Origin of the sequence: Oerskovia enterophila (assembly GCF_001692445.1) — a bacterium.
In the GTDB taxonomy this organism is placed as follows: domain Bacteria; phylum Actinomycetota; class Actinomycetes; order Actinomycetales; family Cellulomonadaceae; genus Oerskovia; species Oerskovia enterophila.
Map to the genome: position 1 here is coordinate 1 of NZ_MAQA01000005.1, position 21361 is coordinate 21361.

The following is a 21361-nucleotide window of genomic DNA, read 5'->3' on the forward strand; positions in this document are numbered from 1 at the left end:
GCGGGGCTCGGGGTGCTGTGCCGCAACGAGGTGGTGCGCCGGCTGGTGCTGGCGCCGGACGCGCGGGCCGAGAGCAGGGAGCAGGCCCTGGGCCGGCGCTGACGGCCGCTCGGGGGTGACGCGCCAGGTCGCCGAGGGTGACGTGCGGTCCGCCCGATGTCGACCGCGTCGACCGTCGAGGGTGACCATGTCGACCGCCGAGGGTGACCGTCCGGCGACGGTGACCGCCGATCGTGCCGAGGGTGACGCCCTCCGCCGTCGACGGCGTCACCCTCGCCGAGGGGCCCGTCACCCCCGGCGATGGAGCCGGTCACCGTCGGAGGTCCAATCGGTCGCCCTCGGTTGTGTCGAGTCGCCGATCTGCGGCGCGGTCGACGGAGACGTGCGGAGCGATCGAGGGTGACCTGACCTCTCGCACGGACGAGCCGAAACCTGTCGATTGGTCAGTTTGTTCGAGTTGCTGACATTTGTCCGCGTCGCTACCTTGTCACCGCGGCGAGATGTCGCTGTGAAGTGTTCAACGATGAGCAAAAAATGGGGGCTTGGATGTTCGGCACAAGAACTGTCTCTGGTGTGCGCCGAGGCGTCGCGATCGTGGCCGCAGGACTCGTGAGCGCGGTCGTCGCGACGGCTGCCGCCGCACCAGGAGCCGCGACGACCGCACCGGCCGCAGCGCCGCTCGCGGTCGTCACCGAGACGACGGCACCCGCGAGCACGTGCGCCGGCGCCTGGAGCGAGACCACGGCCTATCAGGGTGGCGCCACCGCCTCGCACCACGGCCGCAACTTCGTCGCGAAGTGGTGGACGCAGCGCGAGAGCCCGGGTGCGACGAGCGTGTGGACCGACGCCGGGGCGTGCGCGGGCCTCGAGTCCGACTTCGTGATCAGCGAGGCCGAGTTCGACGCGATCTTCCCGACGCGTGCCGCGTTCTACACCTACCAGGGGCTCGTCGACGCCCTGGCCGCGTACCCGAGGTTCGCGAACACCGGGACCGACACCATGAAGACCCAGGAGGCGGCGGCGTTCCTGACCCATTCCGACTTCGAGTCGGTCGGCCTGCGGTACGTCAAGGAGATCAACACCGCGAACTACTGGATCAAGTGCGACTACTCGCAGTCGTTCGGGTGCCCGGCGGGCCAGGAGGCCTACTACGGTCGCGGGCCGATCATGTTCAGCTGGAACTTCAACTACAAGGCGGCCGGGGACGCGCTCGGGATCGACCTGCTGAACGACCCGTGGCTCGTCGAGCAGGACCCGTCGATCGCGTGGCAGACCGCCCTCTGGTACTGGAACACGCAGAACGGTCCGGGCGTCATGACCTCGCACGAGGCGATGGTCGGTGGCGCGGGCTTCGGCCAGACGATCAACTCGCTCAACGGGGCGCTCGAGTGCAACGGGGGCAACCCGGCCTCGGTCGCGAGCCGCGTCGCCCGCTACGAGAAGATCACGGCGATCCTGGGCGTCGAGCCGGGATCGGGCCTGAGCTGCTGAGCGGCTGAGGATCGGCTCACCCCGGACCCGCGGGGCCAACCCACCGGGAAGTGAGGAGGTGCCCCTGATCCGGTCGGATCAGGGGCACCTCCTCACGTCCCGGCGAGGCCGCTCAGCCCGGCATCACGCCGCGTCGGGGAACGGGATCCCCGTCGTCGCGTGGCAGCGGTACCCGTGGGGGTTCTTGTCGAGGTACTGCTGGTGGTAGTCCTCGGCGTAGTAGAACGTGCGCCCCTCGGCCGGCGCGACCTCCGTGGTGATGGGGTCCAGACCGCGCGCGGTCAGCACCTTCTGGTACCGCGCCTCGGTCTCGCGGACCGCGGCCTCCTGCTCGGGCGTCGTCCAGTAGACCGCCGAGCGGTACTGGGTGCCGACGTCGTTGCCCTGCCGGTAGCCCTGCGTGGGGTCGTGGCGCTCCCAGAAGATCTTGAGCAGCTCCTCCTCGCTCACGACCGACGGGTCGTACGCGACGAGCGCGGTCTCGGTGTGCCCCGTGCGTGCGGTGCAGACCTCCTCGTACGTGGGGTTCGGCGTGGTGCCGCCCATGTAGCCGACGGCCGTCGAGATCACGCCCGGCACCTGCCAGAAGATCTCCTCGGCCCCCCAGAAACAGCCCATCGCGAGGTACAGCACGCGTGTGCCCTCGGGCCAGGGACCCGTGATCGAGGTCCCGAGGACCGTGTGCGGGCGGGCCGCGGGGAGCACGGGCTGGTCCCGCCCGGCGAGCGCCTTCTCGGGCGCGACCATCTGGGTCTTCATCGAGGACCCGAACAACGACTCGAACATCTTTACCTCCACCTGTTGCCGACACCTGGGCAACACCTCGTCGCCGTCGGCTGTTCCCCGGAACCCTCCCGCCGCGAGGGCGTGGGTGAAATGCACACGTCCGCTCTCCGAGAACCGTCGTGTTCCGCAGGAACGCGCGCCCTCGGGGCACGTAGGCTCACAGGATGAGCAGCGCGAGCACTCCCTCCCACCCCGACTGGTCGAGCACCGGCTTCGCGACCCGCGCCATCCATGCGGGACAGGACCCGGACGCGACGACGGGGGCCGTCGTGCCCCCGATCTACCAGGTCTCCACCTACAAGCAGGACGGCGTCGGCGGTCTGCGCGGGGGGTACGAGTACTCCCGGTCCGCGAACCCGACCCGCACCGCGCTCGAGGAGGCGCTCGGCGCCGTCGAGACGCCTGCCGGGGCTGCGCAGGCGCGCGGTTTCGCGTTCGCCTCGGGCCTCGCCGCGGAGGACACGCTCCTGCGAGCGACGCTGCGCCCGGGCGACCACGTCCTGGTGCCCGACGACGCGTACGGCGGCACGTACCGCCTGGTCGCCCGGGTCTTCGGCCCGTGGGGGATCGAGCACACCGCGGTCGACCTCACCGACCTCGACGCCGTGCGGGCCGCGGTCCAGCCCGGCCGTACCAAGGTCCTGTGGGTCGAGACGCCCACGAACCCACTGCTCGGGGTCAGCGACATCGCCGCCCTCGCCGAGATCGCGCACGAGCACGGCGCGACCCTCGTGGTCGACAACACGTTCGCGACGCCCTACCTGCAGCAGCCCATCGGCCTGGGCGCGGACGTCGTCGTGCACTCCACGACCAAGTACATCGGCGGGCACAGCGACGTCGTCGGAGGAGCGCTCGTCGTGGCCGACGGGGCCGAGCTCCCCGGCGACCTCGTCTCGCCCGCGGGAACCCGCAGCCTGGCCGACGCGGTCGGCTTCCACCAGAACTCCTCGGGCGCGGTCGCTGGGCCGTTCGACGCGTGGCTCACGCTGCGCGGTCTCAAGACGCTCGCGGTCCGCATGGACCGGCACGCGGCCAACGCCGCGGCGGTGGCCGAGTTCCTCGAGTCGCACCCCGCGGTGACCCAGGTCATCTACCCGGGGTTGGCCTCGCACCCCGGTCACGAGCTCGCGACGCGGCAGATGCGCGGCTTCGGCGGCATGGTGTCCTTCCGGGCAGGGAGCGAGGAGAAGGCGCTCGCGGTCTGCGCCCGCACCCAGGTGTTCACGCTCGCGGAGTCTCTCGGCGGGGTCGAGTCCCTGATCGAGCACCCTGGTCGCATGACGCACGCGTCGGTCGCGGGTTCGGCCCTCGAGGTCCCCGACGACCTCGTGCGCCTGTCGGTCGGCATCGAGGACGCAGCCGACCTGATCGCGGACCTCGCGCGGGCGCTCGCGTGAGCGCGGCACCCCGCAAGCGTCGCGCCGCCCAGGCACAGGCCGGCACCCCCCGCCCGACGGCGTCGCCCGCCACGGCAGGGGCCGTCGCGTCCTCGACGGCCTCCGCAGGCAAGGGCACGCGCGGCGGCAAGCCGTTCGGCGCGGACGCCGTCCCGCCGTCGATCCAGACCGCCGCGGCCTGGTCCTGGAGACTCCTCCTGATCGGCGCGCTCGTCACTGCGAGCCTCTACGTCACGGGGCTCTTCAAGGTGATCGTCGTCCCGGTCGCGATCGCGCTGCTCCTCACGGTCCTGCTCACGCCCGTCCGGGGCTTCCTCCAGCGACACCTGCGCTTCTCGCGCGGGCTGGCCTCGATCTCGGCGCTCCTCGGGATGCTCCTGGTCGTCGCAGGGCTCGTCACGGTCGCCGGCAGCACGATCGTGAGCGGCATCGCCGAGCTCAAGGACAAGGCGATCGACGGCTTCAACGAGTTCATGAGCTGGTTGGAGTCGGGTCCGTTCGGGCTCGGCGTCGAGCAGATCAACGGGTACCTCAAGGAGCTCGAGGGGTTCATCGCCTCGAGCCAGGACAGCATCGTGTCGGGCGCGCTGGGTGCGGCCACGACGGTCGGTCACGTGGCCGCGGGGGCCGTGATCGCGCTGTTCTGCACGTTCTTCTTCCTGCTCGACGGACGGACCATCTGGTCCTGGTGCGTGGGGTTGTTCCCGGCGCGCTCGCGCGACACGATCCACCAGGCCGGACGCCGTGGCATCGTCACGCTGTCCGCCTACGCCCGCACCCAGATCCTCGTGGCGCTCGTGGACGCGGTCGGTATCGGTGTCGGTGCGGCGTTCTTCGTGCCGTCCCTGGCCCTGCCGCTCGGCATCCTCGTGTTCGTCGGCTCGTTCATCCCGATCGTGGGCGCTGTGGTGACGGGCGCGGTCGCCGTGCTGGTCGTGCTGGTCGCGAACGGGTGGGTCGCGGCGCTCATCATGCTGGGCATCGTGCTCGCGGTCCAGCAGATCGAGAGCCACGCTCTCCAGCCGTTCCTCATGGGGCACGCGGTCTCGCTGCACCCCGTCGCGGTGCTCCTCGTGGTCGCGGCCGGCGGGTTCGCCGCAGGCATCGTCGGCGCGCTGTTCGCGGTGCCGCTCGCGGCCCTGATCAACACCGTGGTCCTGTACTTCAACGGGCACGACAAGTTCCCCGACCTGGGGACCGACGACACCCTCGTCATCCGGGGCGAGCCCGTGCTCCCGGTCATGATCCGTCGCGCCGAGGCCGACCTCGCGGACGACGAGATGGTCCCGGCCTCCTCGACCCCCGCGGGTCGACGGCGTGCCCGCCCCGGGCGCGCGGCGCCGTCGGGCACCGGGACGAGCGCGGGCGAGGACGCGTGACCCTCGCCCGACCCGCCGTGACGCTCGACAGCATCCGTGACGCGGCCCGCATGCTCGACGGCGTCGCCTACCGGACCCCCGTCCAGACGAGCCGCGCGATCAGCCAGGTCGTGGGCGTGCCCGTGCTGCTCAAGTGCGAGAACCTCCAGCGCGCCGGATCGTTCAAGATCCGCGGGGCGTACATCCGCATGGCCCGGCTCACGGCCGAGGAGAAGGCGCGCGGCGTCGTCGCGGCGAGCGCCGGCAACCACGCCCAGGGCGTCGCGTTCGCGGCGGGGCTGCTCGGCATCCAGGCGGTCGTCTACATGCCCGTCGACGCCGCGCTGCCCAAGGTCGCCGCGACGCGCGAGTACGGGGCCGAGGTGCGCCTGGTCGGTGTCGACGTCGACGAGACGCTCGCGGCGGCCAAGGCCGAGGCCGAGCGCACGGGCGCCGTGTTCATCCACCCGTTCGACCACCCGGACGTGGTCGCGGGCCAGGGCACGCTCGCGCTCGAGATCCTCGAGCAGGTGCCCGACGTCCGCACGGTCGTCATGCCGCTCGGCGGTGGCGGGCTCGTCGCGGGCGTCGCGGCGGCCATGGCCGAGGCCGCGCCCCACGTCAAGGTCGTGGGGGTCCAGGCAGCGCGTGCGGCGGCGTACCCGGGGTCGCTCGCGGCAGGGGTCCCGACGACGTCGCTCGCCCGCTCGACCATGGCCGACGGCATCGCGGTGGGCACCCCGGGCCCCGTGCCGTTCTCGATCGTGTCCGAGCTCGGCTCCGAGGTCCGCACCGTGACCGAGGACGAGCTGTCCCGGGCGCTGCTGATGATCACCGAGCGGGCCAAGCTCGTCGTCGAGCCCGCGGGAGCCGCCGGGGTGGCCGCGCTGCTGGCCGACCCGACCGGGTGGGAGGGCCCGGTCGTGGTGATCCTGTCCGGCGGGAACATCGACCCGCTGGTGCTGCTGCGCGTGCTGCGGCACGGGCTCGCGGCCGCGGGCCGGTACATGCAGATGCAGGTCCTGCTCGACGACCGGCCGGGGGCGCTCGCGCAGATGCTCGACGTCATCGCAGGGGTCGGTGGCTCGATCATGCACATCGACCACGACCGCACCGACGTGCACCTCGCGATCGGTGAGGCGTGGGTGCGCATGCAGGTCGAGACCAAGGGGCAGGAGCACTGCGAGGCGCTCGTCGCGCAGCTGAGGGGTGCGGGGTACCGGGTCCTGGCGGGGTGAGGTGGACCGCGCTGCTCGTGGGCGCGGGGCTGGACGGGCTGAGGTGAGCTGGCGCCGTGGTGTCGCGGCCCTGCTGCGGGCTGAGGGGTCCTGACTCGCTGAGTCGGGCCGGCACCCTTCCGCTCGCTGGGGGCTGGGCTGACCTGACGCCGAGATGTGGCCAAGGGGGGGTTGAATCGCTGAGACGGCCCCCGTTGGCCGCATCTCGCGGGTGGCGGCCGTGCGCCGGCGCTCTCCGGGCGGCGTGGGCGTGGGGCCGGGCCGGCCCCGGAGCCAGGCCCGGAGCCGGGGCCGGGGCCGGTCAGCGTCGAGCGACGACGACACGGGCGCGCACCGGGGTGTCGGGAGCGTCGGCGAGCCGGCGGAGGTCCACCCCCTGGTCCTCGAACGCGGTGATCAGCCGCCCGCAGGTCGCTTCCCACGCCGTGAGCACGTCCTGCGAGTAGAGGAAATGCCGGGCGATCGCCCGGAGTGCCCGACGATCAGCGCCGCCTCGCGCGGTCGTAGCCCAGCGCGGCTGGAGACGTGCAACCTCTCGAGCGGTCGATGGTGCGCGGGCAGAGGCAGTCCCAGGAGAGCGGCCGCCGTGAGGTGCGAGAACGTGTCCCCGTCCCGGAAGGTCAGCGCGACGGCTCGGCAGAGTGCTTCGAGGTCGTCGGCGGAACTGGCCGCCATGCGTACCCCGCGCACCGGCGCGTGCAGCGCGGGGTGGCGAAGCTGGTCGCGCGTGCACCCGGCCGCGTAGGCGTCGGCTACGAGGAACGGGGTGGGCGGGAGCGGGACGAGGGCAGACGGCACGGGGAGAGGCTCGCAGATCCGGGCGTCCTCGTGGGGTCGGTCGTGGTTCCTGTGGATGACGGGCTAGGCCGCGAGGGGTGGCCAGGGCCCGACCCTGGATCGAGATGCGGCCAACGGGGGTCGAACTGCCGAGATGACCCCCGTTGGCCGCATCTCGCTGGGGCGCCCCGAGTGTCGGTGTCGAGTGCCGGGGCTCGGGCCGTGGCCTGCCGCCTGCTCGGTCGTTCGACGGCCCGACATCGCTGCCTGGCGAGCCGGGCGCCGACCAGGTACCCGCGACTCGACTCGGCGGGGGCCCTGCGGCGCACGTCGCGTGCCGCGCCCGGCGCCCTGGATGCACGCCACCTGTCGCCCCCACGCCCCGGACGCACGACGGCCCGGGAACCATGCGGTTCCCGGGCCGTCAGGGGTGCGTCGAGCCTGCTCCGGCCGGAGCGGCGACGCCGGTGTGCGGGGAGGTCAGGCCTCGAACGGCTTGGCGGCGAGGATCTCGACCGCGATCTCGTTCCCGTTGGGAGCCGTGTAGGAGACCTTGTCGCCGATCGAGGTGCCGTTGATCGCGGCGCCCATCGGGGACGTGGGGGAGTAGACCCGGATGTCCGTGCCGCCGGCGATCTCGCGCGATCCGAGCAGGAAGGACATCTCCTCGCCGGCCACGTTCGCGGTCACGACCATGCCGGGCTCGACCTTGCCGTCGTCCGGGGGCGTGCCGATCTGCACGTTGCGCAGCTTCGCGGTGAGCTCGCGGATGCGCGCCTCGTTCTTGGCCTGCTCCTCGCGGGCGGCGTGGTATCCGCCGTTCTCCTTGAGGTCGCCCTCGTCGCGGGCGGCGGCGATGCGCTCGGCGATGTCGGTGCGGCCAGCACCGGACAGGTGAGCCAACTCGGCCTGAAGCCTGTCGTGTGCCTCCTGGGTCAGCCAGGTGACGCTGGTCTCGGTCACGGTTCGCTCCTTCCTTTCCTTGCGTTCCGGCGGCCGTCGTCGGTAGACGTGGCCGCACAGGGGGAGGCAGTGGGTGCGGGTGAGGGCGACTCCGCTGCCTGCCCGTGGTGGTGGCACCGACCGGTGGCCGGTGCCGCGTGGCGGGTTTCGCTGGTCCTGAAGCTTCTGGGGCAGCGTGAATCCCTCAGGATACCAAATGTCCGCTGCATCACACCGTTCCCTGCCCCCGGCAGACCTCCATGGTCTGCCCCGCGACCCGTGGTGGGACGCCTCCGAACCGTTGCGGGCGGCTCCGCCCGCGGTCCCATCTTCGCACTGCTCGCAGAGCGGTCGCCAGGAGGCCGTGCAGCCGGCTCCTGGCGCCGTGCCCAGGGACCCGGTCGCAGGTGTCACGCCGGACGTCGGACACCGTCAAACCCCCTGGCCCCGCCCCGGCTTCAGGTCCCCGGCGCGCGACGCCGGACCCCCCAGCCGCCCCTGGTCCCGACCCGGCCGCAGGTCCCGCAGCGCACCCAGCGTCAGGGCAGCGCGACGCAGCTCTCGACGATCCCGGTCGTGGCGAGCTCGGACGTGGCCACGCTCACGGTGTACCGGCCTTCGAGCTTGTCGCTCGGGCCGACGACCACCTTGACGGTCCCGACCTGGGCGTAGCTGTCGGCGAGCGCGTCGATCGTGCACTCGGCCTGCGTGCCGGGCTTCATGGAGACCTGGAACGTCACGTCGATCTGCTCGGAGCTGACGACCTTGAAGCCGAAGTCGTCGTAGCGCACGGGCGTGGCGGCCTGCCCCAGGCCGATCCAGACCGTGACGGCGATCCCGACGAGCGCGGCGGCGACGATGCCCGCGATCGCCAGGCGGCGTCGCAGGGGCGTGGGCTCGGGCCCGTAGCGTCCTGCCGGGGGCCGGGGGCCCTCGCTGCGCGGCACGAGGCCGATCGGGTTCTCGTCCTCGTCGAGGGCGTCCGGCCCGGGGTTCGGGGAAGTTCCCAGCGGGGGCGTGCTGTTCGTCATGGTCGATCGACGTCCAAGGGTTGGGTGGACTACCTGCTCGTGAGTCATCATTGTCTCTGAACTTCTTCACCGCGAAGTACCCCCAGGAGGACCTGTGACCGAATCGACGGCGCGCCAGACCGCAGGATCGGCGCCCGGGACGGTCGACCGCGCACCGCTGCGCCTCATGGCCGTCCACGCGCACCCCGACGACGAGTCGAGCAAGGGGGCTGCGACGTCGGCCCGCTACGCCGCCGAGGGCGTCGAGGTCCTCGTCGTGAGCTGCACGGGCGGCGAGCGCGGCGACGTGCTCAACCCGAGCTTCGGCGAGCTCCCCGCGACCGCGGAGGGCATGGCCGAGCTGCGGCGCGCGGAGATGGCCGCAGCGGCCAAGGCGCTCGGCGTGAGCCACCGCTGGCTGGGCTTCGTCGACTCGGGGCTGCCCGAGGGCGACCCGCTGCCCCCGCTGCCCGAAGGCTGCTTCGCGCTCGTGCCGCTCGAGGAGGCTGCGGCGCCGCTCGTCGAGCTGGTCCGCGAGTTCCGCCCGCACGTCATCACGACGTACGACCCGAGCGGCGGCTACCCGCACCCGGACCACATCATGTGCCACAAGGTCGCGTTCGAGGCGTTCCACGCAGCGGGCGACCCGGAGCGCTACCAGGTCGAGGGAGGGGCGCCCGCGTGGGAGCCCGCCAAGCTGTACTACAACCACGACTTCTCGATGAACCGCATCCGCACGATCCACGAGGCCGTGGTGGACGCAGGGCTCGAGTCGCCCTTCAGCGACTGGGTCGAGTCGCGAGCCGCCCGCGAGATCCCCGAGCGTGAGGTCACGACGCGCGTCGAGGTCGCCCCGTACTTCCCGCAGCGCGACGCGGCGCTCATCGCGCACGCGACGCAGATCGACCCCGAGGGCTTCTTCTTCGCGATCCCGCGCGACCTCGAGGCCGACGTGTGGCCCTTCGAGGAGTTCGAGCTCGCCGAGTCGCGCGTCCCCACCACGCTTCCGGAGGACGACCTGTTCGCCGGCATCCGCACCGAGGAAGGTCTCGTATGAGCCCGACGCCGCAGCTCGCGGTCGACCTGTCGTCCCACCTGGCCGGAGGCCCCGGTTGGGCGGCGGGGGTGACTGCCGAGACGACGCCGTCTCCCGCGCCGACGACCGACGAGCTCCGTCCGGGGCTCGAGCCGACCGACGTGTCGCCCGGCCTCCCGGGCTTCCTCACGATCTTCGCGGTGGCCCTCGCGTGCGTGGTCCTGTTCCTCTCGCTGACCAAGCAGCTGCGCAAGGTCCGCTACGACGAGCGCGGCGCCGGGGCTGCGTCGTCGGGCGGGGCCGCAGCGACGGGAACGGCCGGCACGGCCGCTGACCCGGACCGTCGGGACGGCGTGTCGGACGCCGGCTCCAGCCGCGACGACGCGGGATCGAGCGACTCCGGGAGCAGCAGCGACTCGGGATCGAGCGGCGACTCCGGCGGCGGCGGCGACTGACATGACGCAGACGCCGCACGGTCCGGTCCGGGTCACGATCGCCCAGATCGAGGTCTCGAACGACCATGCGGCGAATCTGCTCGTGGTGCGCTCGGCGTTCGCCGAGGCAGAACGGTTGCACGCCGATCTCCTGGTGCTCCCCGAGTACGCCTCGGGGTTCGACCCTCGGGGTGTGGGGATCGAGCACGCCGAGCCTCTCGACGGCCCGTTCGTCACGACGCTCCAGCGCTGGGCGAGCGAGACCGGGGTCGCGGTGATCGCGGGCACGACGATCCCGGGCTCGACGTCCTCCGACGGCGCAGCCTCGCAGGAGGGCTCGGGCGGCGCACCGGTCGCAGCGGCACCTGACAGCCCCACCCGCGCCGTCAACGCGGTCGTCGCGATCGACGCGCACGGTCGGCTGTCGGGCGTCTACCGCAAGGTGCACCTGTACGACGCGTTCGGGCACCGCGAGTCGGACCGCCTGGAGCCAGGACCCGCCGACGCGCCGCCGACGGTCCTCACGGTCGGCGGCCTGACGTTCGGCGTCATGACCTGCTACGACCTGCGCTTCCCCGAGACGGCCCGTCGGCTGGTCGACGCGGGCGCCGACGTCCTGGTGGTCCCGGCCGCATGGGCCGCGGGCGATCTCAAGGCCGATCACTGGCGCACCCTGGCCCGCGCCCGGGCGATCGAGAACACCTCGGTCGTGCTCGCGGTCGGGCAGGCCGGCAAGGGCGTGACCGGACGGTCGCTGCTCGTGGGGCCCGACGGCCAGGTGGGGCTCGAGCTCGACGAGCGAGCGGGCCTGCGTACGGCCGACATCGACCCCGAGGCCCTGGCCGGGGTGCGCCGGACGAACCCGTCGCTCGCGAACAGGCGCTACGCCGTCGTGCCTGTTCCCGGCCCTGCCACGCAGCCGTACGAGCCGGACCCGACGCGGTGAACGCGGCGCCGCCGTCGATCGACTTGATCGGCGGCGGACACCCCGCACCCGGCGTCCCGAGATCTACCCCTAGGAAATGTCTCCTGATGGGGTCGTCGGCGTGGGCAAGCTGTTGAGGTTGTCGACGAATCGCTCGGTTGCTTCCCTGCCGATCACCTCGTTGAGTGGCTCGTCGAACCACTTGAGCCAGATCGCATCGACCTGCGCGTTCGTGATGACGCCGTCGTTGATCAGCCGCTGAGCGATGGGCTTCGCCTCGAGGTCGTACTCGTCTTGTGGCGCGCCGTCGGGTTGTCCAGGGGTGAGGCCGTACGGGTCCAGTTCGTTGAGCAGTTCGAGGACGTTCTTGATCGTGCTTCTCCACACCTGCATGTCTTCGCGCATCCTCACATGATGCGGCAGGTGCGTCGGCTCGGCTGCGAAGCCAGGTGATCGTCAGCCCACCACGGGAGCGGCCGAAGCCAGGACCCGCGGGCTCACTGCGGACGAGGGCGTCAGCGTGATTCTTGTGAGTGGGCGGCGCCCCCGGTGTCCTTCTCTGGGCGGCTAGGCGTTGAGCGCGGCGATCATGATCGCCGCGTAGTGGCACCCGAAGCCCACGACCGTCAGGACGTGGAAGATCTCGTGGAACCCGAACCACCGGGGGCTCGGGTTGGGGCGCTTGAGGCCGTAGACCACGGCGCCCAGCGTGTAGGCGAGCCCGCCGATCGCGACGAGCCACACGATCGCGGGGCCACCTGGCGTGGTCCAGAACTGCGGCATGTAGCCGACCGCGACCCAGCCGAGCGCGACATAGATCGGGACGTAGACCCACCGCGGTGCGCCGAGCCAGATGATGCGCGCCGCGAGCCCGAGCAGCGCCCCGGACCACACGACGATCAGCAGGATCGTCGCGGTCTGCTTCGGCAGGAGCAGCACCGCGAGCGGCGTGTACGTGCCCGCGATGATGAGGAAGATGTTCGAGTGGTCGGCTCGGCGCAGGATCCCCGCGACCCGGGGAGACCAGGTCCCACGGTGGTAGACGGCGCTCGTGCCGAACAGCAGGCAGGCGCTCAGGCCGAAGATCGCGCACGCGACCTTGCCCGCGACCGGGGGAGCGAGGACCACCAGGACGATGCTCGCGACGAGGGCCACAGGGAAGGTGCCGGCATGGATCCAGCCGCGCAGCCGGGGCTTGACCGATTCAAGAGCGTCGGCGGCCTTCTCGCCGATGCTCGACAGGGCTTCGCCTGTCGACGCCAGCGTGTTCTCGACGGCGTCGCCTGCGGACGGGCGCTCGGAGGGTCGTGCCACGGAGAGACTCCTACTCGTTCTGCGTCGGGCCAGGGAGCGGGGTGTCCCTGACCCGGGGGACTGCACGTGAGTCGACGTGAACGGCTCAGGAAACAACCTACGCCATCGTAAGTTACGTCACCGTAGGTAGCGGCCGCGGACTGTGAAGATCCTGCGCAAAGGCGCACCGCAGCGCGGGCGACTGGACATTTCGACTGTTGCCTCCGGTACCGTTTGGCGGGCGACCTGCTCGATCGTGACCTGCGGCCGCGCGGCTCGTGCCCCTCGTGCTCGTCGCGGGAGCGCCCCGGCCGCGCCGGCCCCCGTCGCTCCACTCCCTTCATACCGCTAAGGACCTCACGTGCGCATGCCCCACCTGCTCTACGGGCTGTACGAGCGACGACTGGCGACCTCGCTGCCGCGCGAGGCGATGCCCCGGCACGTGGGCGTGATCCTCGACGGCAACCGGCGCTGGGCCAAGTCGTTCGGCGAGACCGCCGCGACAGGCCATCGGCGCGGCGCCGACAAGATCGCCGAGTTCCTCACCTGGAGCGAGGACCTCGGCATCGAGGTCGTCACGCTCTGGATGCTGTCCACGGACAACCTCTCGCGCTCGCACGAGGAGCTCAGCGCGCTGCTCGACATCATCGAGGACGCCGTGCGCGACCTCGCGGAGACCGGCCGCTGGCGCCTGCGCGTCATGGGCCGCCTCGACCTGCTCCCCGAGCGTCTCGCGGCGGCGCTGCGCGACGCCGAGGAGCGCACCGCGGGGGTCGACGGCCTCCAGGTCAACGTCGCGATCGGCTACGGCGGTCGCCACGAGATCGCGGACGCCGTCCGGTCCTACCTGCGCGAGCAGGCCGACCGCGGCGCGTCCCTCGAGGACCTGGCGGAGAACCTCGACGTCGAGCACATCGAGGAGCACCTCTACACCAAGGGGCAGCCGGACCCGGAGCTCGTGATCCGCACCTCGGGCGAGCAGCGGCTCGGCGGGTTCCTGCTGTGGCAGAGCGCGCACGCCGAGTTCTACTTCTGCGAGGCGTACTGGCCCAGCTTCCGCCGGGTCGACTACCTGCGTGCTCTGCGGTCGTACTCCCAGCGCGAGCGCCGGCTCGGCAGGTAGGCCTCCGGGGCGCGGCGCCCGCCCGTGCCGTCCTGACGGTCCGGAATACACCTCTCGCCCCGCCGGTTGTACCGCTCGAGTTCATACGAACGCATCTACCCGGGTGACGTGCGCCGACGAGGCGAGCGGCGCCGTCGGGCCGGTGCACCCCGCAGGATCGAGAGACGCATGCCAAGCCCCACCACCGCCCTCCCCGCCGTCCACGACCGAGCCACCACGCGCGAGGCCGCCGAGACCTGGGAGTCGCTCTTCCGCACCCAGGTCGCCCTCATGCGCCGCTTCCAGGCCGACGACATCTGGGAGGAGCTCACGATGCGCGAGTACGACGTGCTCTTCACGCTCTCCACGTGCCCCCAGGGCGGGACTCGGCTGCGCGACCTCAACGAGTTCGTCCTCATCAGCCAGCCCTCGCTGAGCCGCATGGCCGAGCGACTCGAGCAGCGCGGCCTCGTGGAACGCGTCCCCGCGCCCGACGACGCACGCGGCACGATCGTCCGGCTCACCCCGGAGGGCGCGCGGCTCCAGAAGGAGATCGGGCGCAGGCACGTCCGCACGATCAGCGCCTACGTGGGCGGGGCCCTCGACGCCGACGAGCTCGCGACCCTCAAGGGACTGCTCGACAAGCTCCGGGGTGCACAGGAGCACCTGCCCGCGCGCGAGGGGAGCGAGGCGTGAGCGCGGGCCCCCAGGAGGGGAGCGCCGCGGAGCCGGCCGAGGCCCGGACGCTGAGCGTCGTCGCCGTCACGGGCGGGGTGAGCTTCCCCTCGACCACGCGCGCGCTGACCGACCTGCTGCTCGACAAGACCGTCGCCCGCCTCACGGCCGCGGGGGTCGCGGTCGACGCACGGACCGTCGAGATCCGCGAGCACGCGCAGGACGTCGCGACCGCGACCGTCGTGGGCATGCGCAGCGAGGAGCTCGAGCTCGCGCTCAAGACCGTCGAGCAGGCCGACCTTCTGGTCGTCGCCTCGCCCGTGTTCCGCGGCTCCTACTCCGGGATCTTCAAGTCCTTCTTCGACCTCGTCGACTCGCTCGCGATGGTCGACAAGCCCGTGCTGCTCGCCGCCACGGGCGGCACGGCCCGTCACACCCTCGTGATCGACCAGGCGCTGCGCCCCCTCTTCTCCTTCATGGGCGACCTGATCGTGCCCACGGGCGTGTTCGCGTCCAAGGAGGACTGGACGATCGAGCTCTTCCCCATGCCGTGGCTCGACGAGCGCGCCGAGCGCGCCGTGGGTCAGCTCGTGCGGTTCGCGGACCTGCCCGCCGCGCAGTGACGGCCTGACCGGGCCGGGTTGTCCGCGACCCGGCCGGACATTTACCCCATCTGTCCCCGCACGGCCTCCCACCGTTCACCGTCGCGCCACCTCGACCCGCTTGGCTCTCAGGTGCCGGCCGGAACTCGACTCCGGACCGGACCAGACCTCGACAGGGAAGAGACCATGACTTCACGTGTACCGATGAAGTGGCTGCGGATCGCCGGGACCGGCGTCCTCGCTGCTGGTATCGCGATCTCCTCGACCACGCCGGCGCTCGCCGCGCCGTCCGCAGACCCCGGGGCGCCCGGACCGAAGAACATCATCCACCTCATCGGTGACGGGATGGGGTTCAACCAGGTCGACCTCGGCAGCCAGTTCGAGCACGGCCGCACGGCCTACCAGACCACCGTGAAGCCCGGCGGCGTCTCGACCCCGGTCCCCGGCCAGGCCGGCACGCAGGTGTACCAGGAGTTCCCGGTCGCCCTCGCGATGTCCACGTACCAGTTCGGCAACACGTACGACCCGGTCCAGAACTGGAGCAGCTTCTCCGCGCCGCTCAAGAACTCGACCGACTCCGCGGCCGCCGCCACGACGCTCGCGACGGGCGTCAAGACGCTCAACAACGTGATCGGCCAGGACGAGAACCACGAGGACCTCAAGACGGTCGCCGAGCGCGCGCTCGAGCTGGGCAAGGCCACGGGAGTCGTCACCTCGGTGCCGTGGACCCACGCGACGCCCGCGTCCTACCTGGCGCACAACGAGCACCGCAACAACTACCACGACATCGCCGCCGACATGATGGACTCGGGCGCGAACGTGATCTTCGGCGCGGGCAACCCCTGGTACGACGACAACGGCGACAAGCGCGCCAACCCCAGCTACAGCTACATCGGCGAGACCGAGTGGAACAAGCTGGTCGACGGCCAGTCGGCGTTCGACCTGGTCGAGTCCAAGGACGACTTCCTCGCTCTCGCCGAGGGCGACACGCCCACGCACGTGCTCGGAACCGCGCAGGTCGCGGGCACGCTCCAGGCCGACCGCACGGCGCTGAAGTCGGGCGACGTGCCGTTCACCGCCCCGCAGAACGACAACGTGCCCTCGCTCCCGCAGATGACGGACGCCGCGCTCAACGTGCTGTCCAACGCCTCGGACGAGGGCTTCTTCGTGATGATCGAGGGCGGCGCGATCGACTGGGCCTCGCACGACAACAACACCGCAGGAGCCGTCGAGGAGCAGGTCGACTTCAACCGGACCATCGAGACGGTCGTGGACTGGGTCGAGGAGAACTCGAGCTGGGACGAGACCCTCGTGGTCATCACGGCGGACCACGAGTGCGGCTACCTCTCGGGCCCCGCGGCGAACCCCGCCTGGACCCCGGTCCAGGGCGCGCAGGGCGAGGCGCCCCAGGTCAGCTGGAACAGCGGCGGCCACACCAACCACCTCGTGCCCGTGTTCGCCAAGGGCCCGGGCTCGGAGCTGCTCGCGGCGGCCGCGACGGGCACCGACCCGGTGCGTGGCGCCTACCTCGACAACGCCGACGTCGGCCGCGTCTCCAACGCCCTGTGGGCCGCGAACGACACCGACGGCATCCCGCTCCTCGCGACCGTCCCCGAGGCCGGTGAGGTCGGCGGCAAGCTCACGCTGTCCGTCGCGGACTTCGGTGCGGGCGTGGCGCTCACGGGCGGCGAGAACGTGGGCGACCGCCTGCGCTTCGCGGGCACGCTCCCCGAGGTCTCGGTGACGGACTCGCGCGCGACCGCCACGGTCGGCACGGGCGGCTGGACCGTCTCGGGCCAGTCGGGCGACCTGTCCTCGGGCCCGCGCACGCTGCGCGCCCAGAACCTCGGCTGGACCCCCGGCCTGGTCTCGGCCAAGGACGGCGTGATCGCGGGCTCGCCCGTGGCCTCGCTCCTGGGCGGCGGCACGGGCCTCGCGGCCCCGGCCACGCTCGCGACCGCGACCTCGGACAGCCGCCTGGGCACCACGACGGTCTCGGCCGACCTGGCGCTCGAGGTCCCCGTGGACACCCGCGAGGGCGACTACGCGGGCACCCTGACGGTCTCGCTGTTCCCGGTCGACTGACCGTCGTCACCTGACGGAGCCGTCGGGTCCCGGGTGCGCTGCGGCGCGCCGGGGGCCCGGCGGCCTCTTCGGATTCCGCTCGTCGGTCTCTCGACGACGTCACGCACCGTGCGTCGTCGGGTGACCGTGGGCCACGTCCGTCTCCTGCCCGACGGTGCCACGCCCGTCCCGCCCGCGGGTCGCGCTGGGCGCGGGGCCACGACTCTTCCCGCTCGGAGCTCCTCGATGAACGTCACCCCCCGCCTCACGGCTCGTCCGCGCCGCCTCACGGCTCGTCCGGCAGGCCCGGTCCGCCTGCCCGCCCCGGCGCGCGTGGCCAGGACGGCCGGCGCCGCAGCCCTCGTGGGCGCCCTGCTGACGGGCGCGCTCGCGGCGCCCGCCGGTGCGCTGGTCCTCCCCGGAACCCCGGTCGTGGCCGGACCCGTCGCCGGGACCGGTGCGGCGCCGTCGGGCACGGCGACCTCGACCGTGGACGGCGCAGCGACCGCTGACAGCGCCGCCGCCCCGGCCTCCGGCGAGCCGCCCGCCGCGCGCACGACCTGGGCCGTCGAGCCCGCGACCGCCGAGGGGCCCGACGGACGCGTGTCCTACCGCGTGACGGTCGACCCGGGCGGCCAGGCCGTCGAGCACGTCACCGTGACCAACTTCAGCGACCACCCCGCGACGTTCGACGTGTACGCGAGCGACGGCGTCGTGACCGCGGACGGGCAGTTCGACCTGCTGTCGGCCGGCACTGCGCCGACCGACGGCGGCTCGTGGATCACGCTCGGCGAGGGCGAGACGGCGGGACCGAGCCAGCGCGTCGAGATCGCGGCCGAGTCGTCGGCGACCATCCCGTTCACGGTCGCGGTGCCCGCCGACGCGACCCCGGGCGACCACCCGGCCGGGGTCGTCGCCGCGCTGGCCCGCGCCGAGGGGGACGGGTCGAGCGTCACGTTCGACACCCGTGTGGGCGCGCGCCTGCACCTGCGCGTCGCGGGCGACCTCGCCCCGGCGCTCGCTCTCACCGACGTCCGCGCGACGTACGAGCCGAGCTGGAACCCGTTCGCGCCCGGCTCGGTGCGCGTCGAGTACTCGGTCGCGAACGAGGGCAACGTGCGCCTGGGCGCCGACACGCAGGCTGCGGTCGCGGGCCTGTTCGGCTGGAACGCGCGCGAGGTCGTGGCCCCCGCGCAGCGCGAGGTACTGCCCGGGCAGGACGCGGGCGGGACCGTCGTGATCGACGGCGTCTGGCCGCTCGGCAAGGTCTCGGGGGACCTGACGACGACCCCGCTCGTCGTGGGCGACGACGTCGTCGAGGTCACGCTCACGCCCGCCGCAGCGGCCTACGGCGCGTGGGCGCTGCCGTGGGTCCAGCTGGGGTCGCTGCTCGTGCTCGTCGGGCTCGTGCTCGCGGCGGTGCGCGCACGTCGCCGGCGCGAGGCGCGCACGCAGGCACGGATCGATGCCGCGGTCGCGGCCCAGGCTGCCCAGCGCGCCTGAAGGAGCGTGGCTACGATCGGGACGTGCCTTCGACGACGAACACCGACGCCTCCCGGACCCTCGACCCACCCGGCGGAGCGCGACCGTTGCGGGTCGTGATCGCGCCCGACTCGTTCAAGGGGTCGGCGACCGCGGACGCGGTCGCGCGGCACATCGCGGACGGGGTCCTGGCCGCCGCGCCCGACGCCCTCCTCACGCTCCTGCCCATGGCCGACGGCGGGGAGGGCACGCTCGACGCGCTCCTCGCGGTCTGGGGCGTGCCGGCACGTGAGCTCGTCACGGTCGACGCGATCGGCCGGCCGCACACGGCCCGCTACGGGGTCTCGGCCGACGGCCGGGTCGGTGTGGTCGAGCTCGCCGCCGCGAGCGGCCTGCCCGACGTGAGCGACGTCGCCCTCCAGCCCCTGCACGCGCACACGCGCGGCACGGGCGCGGTCGCCGCCGCAGTCCTGGACGCGGGGGTCGAGGAGGTCCTCGTGTGCCTCGGCGGGTCGGCCTCGACCGACGGCGGGGCGGGTCTCCTCACGGGCCTCGGGGCGCGGCTGGTCGCGCACGAGCCGGCGACGGTCCCGTCCTCGACGGACGGGGAGCTCGCGGGCAGGGTCGTGCCCGACGGCGGCGAGGGGCTCGCGCGCGTCGTGGGCCTCGACCTCGACGGGCTGCACCCACGCGCCCGTGAGGTGCGCTGGCGCGTGGCGGTCGACGTGACGAACCCGCTCGTGGGCGAGCGCGGAGCGGCGGCGGTGTTCGGCCCGCAGAAGGGCGCGCGCGGGTCGGACGTCGCGTTCCTCGACGCGGCCCTCGTGCGCTGGGCCGACCTGCTCGAGCGCGAGACCGGGGTGCGCACGCACGAGCTCTCGGGGGCTGGGGCCGCGGGCGGGGTGCCCGCGGCGCTCGTCGCGGTCCTGGGCGCCGAGCTCGAGCACGGCGCGACCCTGGTCGCGCAGAGCATCGGGCTGCCCGCGGCCGTCGCGGACGCGGACCTGGTGCTCACGGGCGAGGGTTCGTTCGACTCGCAGTCGGTCAACGGCAAGGTCGCGGACGCGATCGGCACGCTCGCTGCGGCGGCTCCCGGGAGGCCTCCGGTGGTGGTGCTCGCGGGGCAGGTCCTGCTGCCCGCCCAGCGCGCCCGGGCCGCAGGGGTCACGGCCGCGTTCTCGATCGCTCCGGGGCCGATCGACCTCGACGAGCTCGTGGGGCGCACGGGGAGCAGGTTGGCCGAGCTCGCGGCGTCGGTCATGAGCCTGTACCTGGGGTCCGTGCGCCGCTGATCCCGGGACCCGCCGAGTGCATGATCCTGCAGCGACACACCCGGCGAGTCGCCGCAGGATCATGCACTCAGCGCTTCGGCCAGTGCCACAGCGGCTCGTCGAGCGGACCCTCGCGGCCCGCGACGGTCGTCTCCCCGAGCTCCTTGACGAGCTCGACGTGCCCGAGCCCGGGCAGTCCGCGCGCCCCAGCGTGACCGGTCCGGGGCGCGCGGCCTCCCGGTGCCGACAGCGCCGACGTCCCCGACGCGCGCGAGCCGTCCGCCGCCTCCTCCATGGCCCGCACGAGCGCCCCCGAGTGCGTCACCACCACGACCTGCGTGCGCTGCGCGGCCCCCGCGATCAACGACCCCAGCGCGGGCAGCAGGTCGGGGTGCAGGCTGGTCTCGGGCTCGTTGAGCACGAGCAGCTCAGGGGGCCGGGGCGTGAGCAGCGCGGCGACCCACAGCAGGTAGCGCAGCGTGCCGTCGGACAGCTCGGCGCTGCCCAGGGGACGCAGCAGGCCGTGCTGGCGCAGCTCGAGCGAGAACCGGCCGTCGTCCGCCGCACGGACCCGCACGGTCGACCCCGGGAACGCGTCCTCGACCGCGGCGTCCAGCTCGTCGGCCAGCCCCAGCTCGCGGATCGTCTCGAGCGCTGCGGCGAGGTCGGCGCCGTCGTGCGCCAGGACGGGGGTCCGGGTGCCGACGTGCGCGCCGCGGGCCGGAGCCAGGGCGTCGGTGCGGAACTGGTCGTAGAAGCGCCAGGACCGCAGCCGCTCGCGCACGAGCACGAGCTCGGGTGCGCCCACGGGGTCCACGACCTCCGAGAGCATGCTGTCGAACGACCGCAGGCGCCGACCCGACACCTGCCACGACCCGTCCTCGTCGCGCAGCCGGACCGACGGGCCGTGTCGGTCGGCGACCAGCGTCGCGGGTCGCAGCACAGGGCCCGACCACACGACCTCGGTCTTGATCTCCGGGTCCAGGCCGAACGACTCGCCGCCGTCCTGCGGCAGCCCCAGGTCGATCGCGTACCCGTACGCGCCCGTGAGGGGTGGACCTGCGGGGGTGGCGCCGTCGGGCAGGAGGTCCGGGCCGCTCGCGAAGCCCAGGCGCAGCGCGACCGGTCCGTTGCGGACCGTGCCCTGCACGGGGTGCACGCCCGCGCGCACCGAGCGGCCGATCACCTCCGGCCCGGCCCACAGCGTCGAGGGCAGCCCGCCCTCGCGGGCCAGCGCCCCGACCGCGCCGCCCAGCGCGCACTCGGCGAGCAGGCGCAGCGAGCGGTACAGGCTCGACTTGCCCGCGCCGTTGGCACCCGTCACGACCGTGAGCCGGCCGAGCGGCAGGACGAGGTGCCGCAGCGAGCGGTAGCCCTCGATGGCGAGCGTCTCGATCATCCCGCCAGGCTAGGCGCGGTCACCCACGACGCGCGTTCCGCCGAGTGCATGGTTCGGCTGCGACTCGCCGGGCGTGTCG

Annotated in this window: 19 protein-coding genes; 13 read left to right on the forward strand and 6 right to left on the reverse strand. The window is 72.9% G+C overall.

Going from position 1 to position 21361, the window contains the following annotated elements; genetic code table 11:
• The first annotated feature begins 534 nt into the window (after positions 1-534).
• Positions 535-1491 carry a glycoside hydrolase family 19 protein gene (locus OERS_RS03310; protein WP_248948320.1) on the forward strand — a complete coding sequence of 319 codons (957 nt, stop codon included), beginning with the start codon at positions 535-537 and terminating at the stop codon, positions 1489-1491.
• A gap of 123 nt (positions 1492-1614) precedes the next feature.
• Here OERS_RS03310 and msrA read toward each other — a convergent pair whose 3' ends face one another.
• On the reverse strand, positions 1615-2277 hold the full coding sequence (msrA, locus tag OERS_RS03315) for a peptide-methionine (S)-S-oxide reductase MsrA (protein ID WP_068624445.1): 663 nt from the start codon (positions 2275-2277) through the stop codon (positions 1615-1617).
• 164 nt (positions 2278-2441) lie between these two features.
• Here msrA and OERS_RS03320 point away from each other — a divergent pair, with 164 nt between their 5' ends.
• Genes OERS_RS03320 through ilvA form a run of 3 tightly spaced genes read left to right on the forward strand, consistent with a single transcriptional unit; the run spans position 2442 to position 6270 of the window.
• The gene (locus tag OERS_RS03320) at positions 2442-3674 is read left to right on the forward strand and encodes a cystathionine gamma-synthase (RefSeq protein ID WP_068624447.1); all 1233 of its coding nucleotides are present in this window, start codon (positions 2442-2444) and stop codon (positions 3672-3674) included.
• Positions 3671-5053 (forward strand): AI-2E family transporter, encoded by a 1383-nt coding sequence (locus tag OERS_RS03325; protein WP_068624451.1) that lies wholly within the window; start codon positions 3671-3673, stop codon positions 5051-5053. The genes OERS_RS03320 and OERS_RS03325 overlap by 4 nt, the downstream gene beginning before the upstream one ends.
• A gap of 50 nt (positions 5054-5103) precedes the next feature.
• Positions 5104-6270 (forward strand): threonine ammonia-lyase, encoded by a 1167-nt coding sequence (gene ilvA, locus OERS_RS03330; RefSeq protein WP_139107687.1) that lies wholly within the window; start codon positions 5104-5106, stop codon positions 6268-6270.
• Positions 6271-7527: 1257 nt separating this feature from the next.
• Here ilvA and greA read toward each other — a convergent pair.
• Together greA and OERS_RS03340 are read right to left on the reverse strand one after the other, a co-directional pair.
• A complete protein-coding gene (greA, locus tag OERS_RS03335; RefSeq protein ID WP_056645841.1) occupies positions 7528-8010 on the reverse strand; it encodes a transcription elongation factor GreA in 483 nt (160 codons plus the stop codon).
• Positions 8011-8528: 518 nt separating this feature from the next.
• A complete protein-coding gene (locus OERS_RS03340; protein ID WP_083201190.1) occupies positions 8529-9020 on the reverse strand; it encodes a DUF4307 domain-containing protein in 492 nt (163 codons plus the stop codon).
• 166 nt (positions 9021-9186) lie between these two features.
• Here OERS_RS03340 and mca point away from each other — a divergent pair, with 166 nt between their 5' ends.
• The 3 genes from mca to OERS_RS03355 are packed head-to-tail and all read left to right on the forward strand — an operon-like array spanning position 9187 to position 11415.
• Positions 9187-10056 carry a mycothiol conjugate amidase Mca gene (gene mca / locus OERS_RS03345; protein ID WP_056646692.1) on the forward strand — a complete coding sequence of 290 codons (870 nt, stop codon included), beginning with the start codon at positions 9187-9189 and terminating at the stop codon, positions 10054-10056.
• Positions 10053-10490: a hypothetical protein gene (locus OERS_RS03350; RefSeq protein ID WP_068624453.1), complete on the forward strand. Its 438-nt coding sequence runs from the start codon at positions 10053-10055 to the stop codon at positions 10488-10490. The genes mca and OERS_RS03350 overlap by 4 nt, the downstream gene beginning before the upstream one ends.
• A 1-nt stretch (position 10491) precedes the next feature.
• On the forward strand, positions 10492-11415 hold the full coding sequence (locus tag OERS_RS03355) for a carbon-nitrogen hydrolase family protein (protein WP_068624455.1): 924 nt from the start codon (positions 10492-10494) through the stop codon (positions 11413-11415).
• A 69-nt stretch (positions 11416-11484) separates the two neighbouring features.
• Here OERS_RS03355 and OERS_RS03360 read toward each other — a convergent pair whose 3' ends face one another.
• Positions 11485-11799: a hypothetical protein gene (locus OERS_RS03360; RefSeq protein WP_211268434.1), complete on the reverse strand. Its 315-nt coding sequence runs from the start codon at positions 11797-11799 to the stop codon at positions 11485-11487.
• A 162-nt stretch (positions 11800-11961) separates the two neighbouring features.
• Entirely contained in the window at positions 11962-12636 is a 675-nt protein-coding gene (gene trhA, locus OERS_RS03365; protein WP_248948326.1) for a PAQR family membrane homeostasis protein TrhA, read from the reverse strand.
• A 412-nt stretch (positions 12637-13048) separates the two neighbouring features.
• On the opposite strand from trhA, the gene OERS_RS03370 reads away from it, so the two are divergent.
• From OERS_RS03370 to OERS_RS03395, 6 genes are all read left to right on the forward strand, one after another.
• Entirely contained in the window at positions 13049-13810 is a 762-nt protein-coding gene (locus OERS_RS03370; protein ID WP_056645851.1) for an isoprenyl transferase, read from the forward strand.
• Positions 13811-13978: 168 nt separating this feature from the next.
• Entirely contained in the window at positions 13979-14485 is a 507-nt protein-coding gene (locus OERS_RS03375; RefSeq protein WP_056645854.1) for a MarR family winged helix-turn-helix transcriptional regulator, read from the forward strand.
• Positions 14482-15087, forward strand: coding sequence for a CE1759 family FMN reductase (locus OERS_RS03380; protein WP_068624460.1), 606 nt, complete (start codon positions 14482-14484; stop codon positions 15085-15087). Before OERS_RS03375 ends, OERS_RS03380 begins: the two co-directional genes overlap by 4 nt.
• A gap of 165 nt (positions 15088-15252) precedes the next feature.
• A complete protein-coding gene (locus OERS_RS03385) occupies positions 15253-17151 on the forward strand; it encodes an alkaline phosphatase (protein WP_056645860.1) in 1899 nt (632 codons plus the stop codon).
• 225 nt (positions 17152-17376) lie between these two features.
• Positions 17377-18633, forward strand: coding sequence for a hypothetical protein (locus OERS_RS03390; protein ID WP_068624462.1), 1257 nt, complete (start codon positions 17377-17379; stop codon positions 18631-18633).
• A 23-nt stretch (positions 18634-18656) separates the two neighbouring features.
• Positions 18657-19904, forward strand: coding sequence for a glycerate kinase (locus OERS_RS03395; RefSeq protein ID WP_083201193.1), 1248 nt, complete (start codon positions 18657-18659; stop codon positions 19902-19904).
• A 67-nt stretch (positions 19905-19971) separates the two neighbouring features.
• Here the strand turns inward: OERS_RS03395 and OERS_RS03400 are convergent, their stop codons facing one another.
• Positions 19972-21282 carry an AAA family ATPase gene (locus OERS_RS03400; protein ID WP_068624464.1) on the reverse strand — a complete coding sequence of 437 codons (1311 nt, stop codon included), beginning with the start codon at positions 21280-21282 and terminating at the stop codon, positions 19972-19974.
• Between the last annotated feature and the right edge of the window lie 79 nt (positions 21283-21361).

Excerpts from the sequence above, each read along its gene's own strand:
- OERS_RS03390 (WP_068624462.1), top strand. The coding sequence starts at position 17,377 with ATGAACGTCACCCCCCGCCTCACGGCTCGTCCGCGCCGCCTCACGGCT.
- OERS_RS03320 (WP_068624447.1), top strand. The coding sequence starts at position 2,442 with ATGAGCAGCGCGAGCACTCCCTCCCACCCCGACTGGTCGAGCACCGGC.
- OERS_RS03310 (WP_248948320.1), top strand. The coding sequence starts at position 535 with ATGGGGGCTTGGATGTTCGGCACAAGAACTGTCTCTGGTGTGCGCCGA.
- ilvA (WP_139107687.1), top strand. The coding sequence starts at position 5,104 with ATGCTCGACGGCGTCGCCTACCGGACCCCCGTCCAGACGAGCCGCGCG.
- OERS_RS03340 (WP_083201190.1), bottom strand. The coding sequence starts at position 9,020 with ATGACGAACAGCACGCCCCCGCTGGGAACTTCCCCGAACCCCGGGCCG.
- OERS_RS03355 (WP_068624455.1), top strand. The coding sequence starts at position 10,492 with ATGACGCAGACGCCGCACGGTCCGGTCCGGGTCACGATCGCCCAGATC.
- OERS_RS03400 (WP_068624464.1), bottom strand. The coding sequence starts at position 21,282 with ATGATCGAGACGCTCGCCATCGAGGGCTACCGCTCGCTGCGGCACCTC.
- msrA (WP_068624445.1), bottom strand. The coding sequence starts at position 2,277 with ATGTTCGAGTCGTTGTTCGGGTCCTCGATGAAGACCCAGATGGTCGCG.
- mca (WP_056646692.1), top strand. The coding sequence starts at position 9,187 with ATGGCCGTCCACGCGCACCCCGACGACGAGTCGAGCAAGGGGGCTGCG.
- OERS_RS03375 (WP_056645854.1), top strand. The coding sequence starts at position 13,979 with ATGCCAAGCCCCACCACCGCCCTCCCCGCCGTCCACGACCGAGCCACC.
- OERS_RS03385 (WP_056645860.1), top strand. The coding sequence starts at position 15,253 with ATGACTTCACGTGTACCGATGAAGTGGCTGCGGATCGCCGGGACCGGC.
- OERS_RS03350 (WP_068624453.1), top strand. The coding sequence starts at position 10,053 with ATGAGCCCGACGCCGCAGCTCGCGGTCGACCTGTCGTCCCACCTGGCC.
- OERS_RS03360 (WP_211268434.1), bottom strand. The coding sequence starts at position 11,799 with ATGCGCGAAGACATGCAGGTGTGGAGAAGCACGATCAAGAACGTCCTC.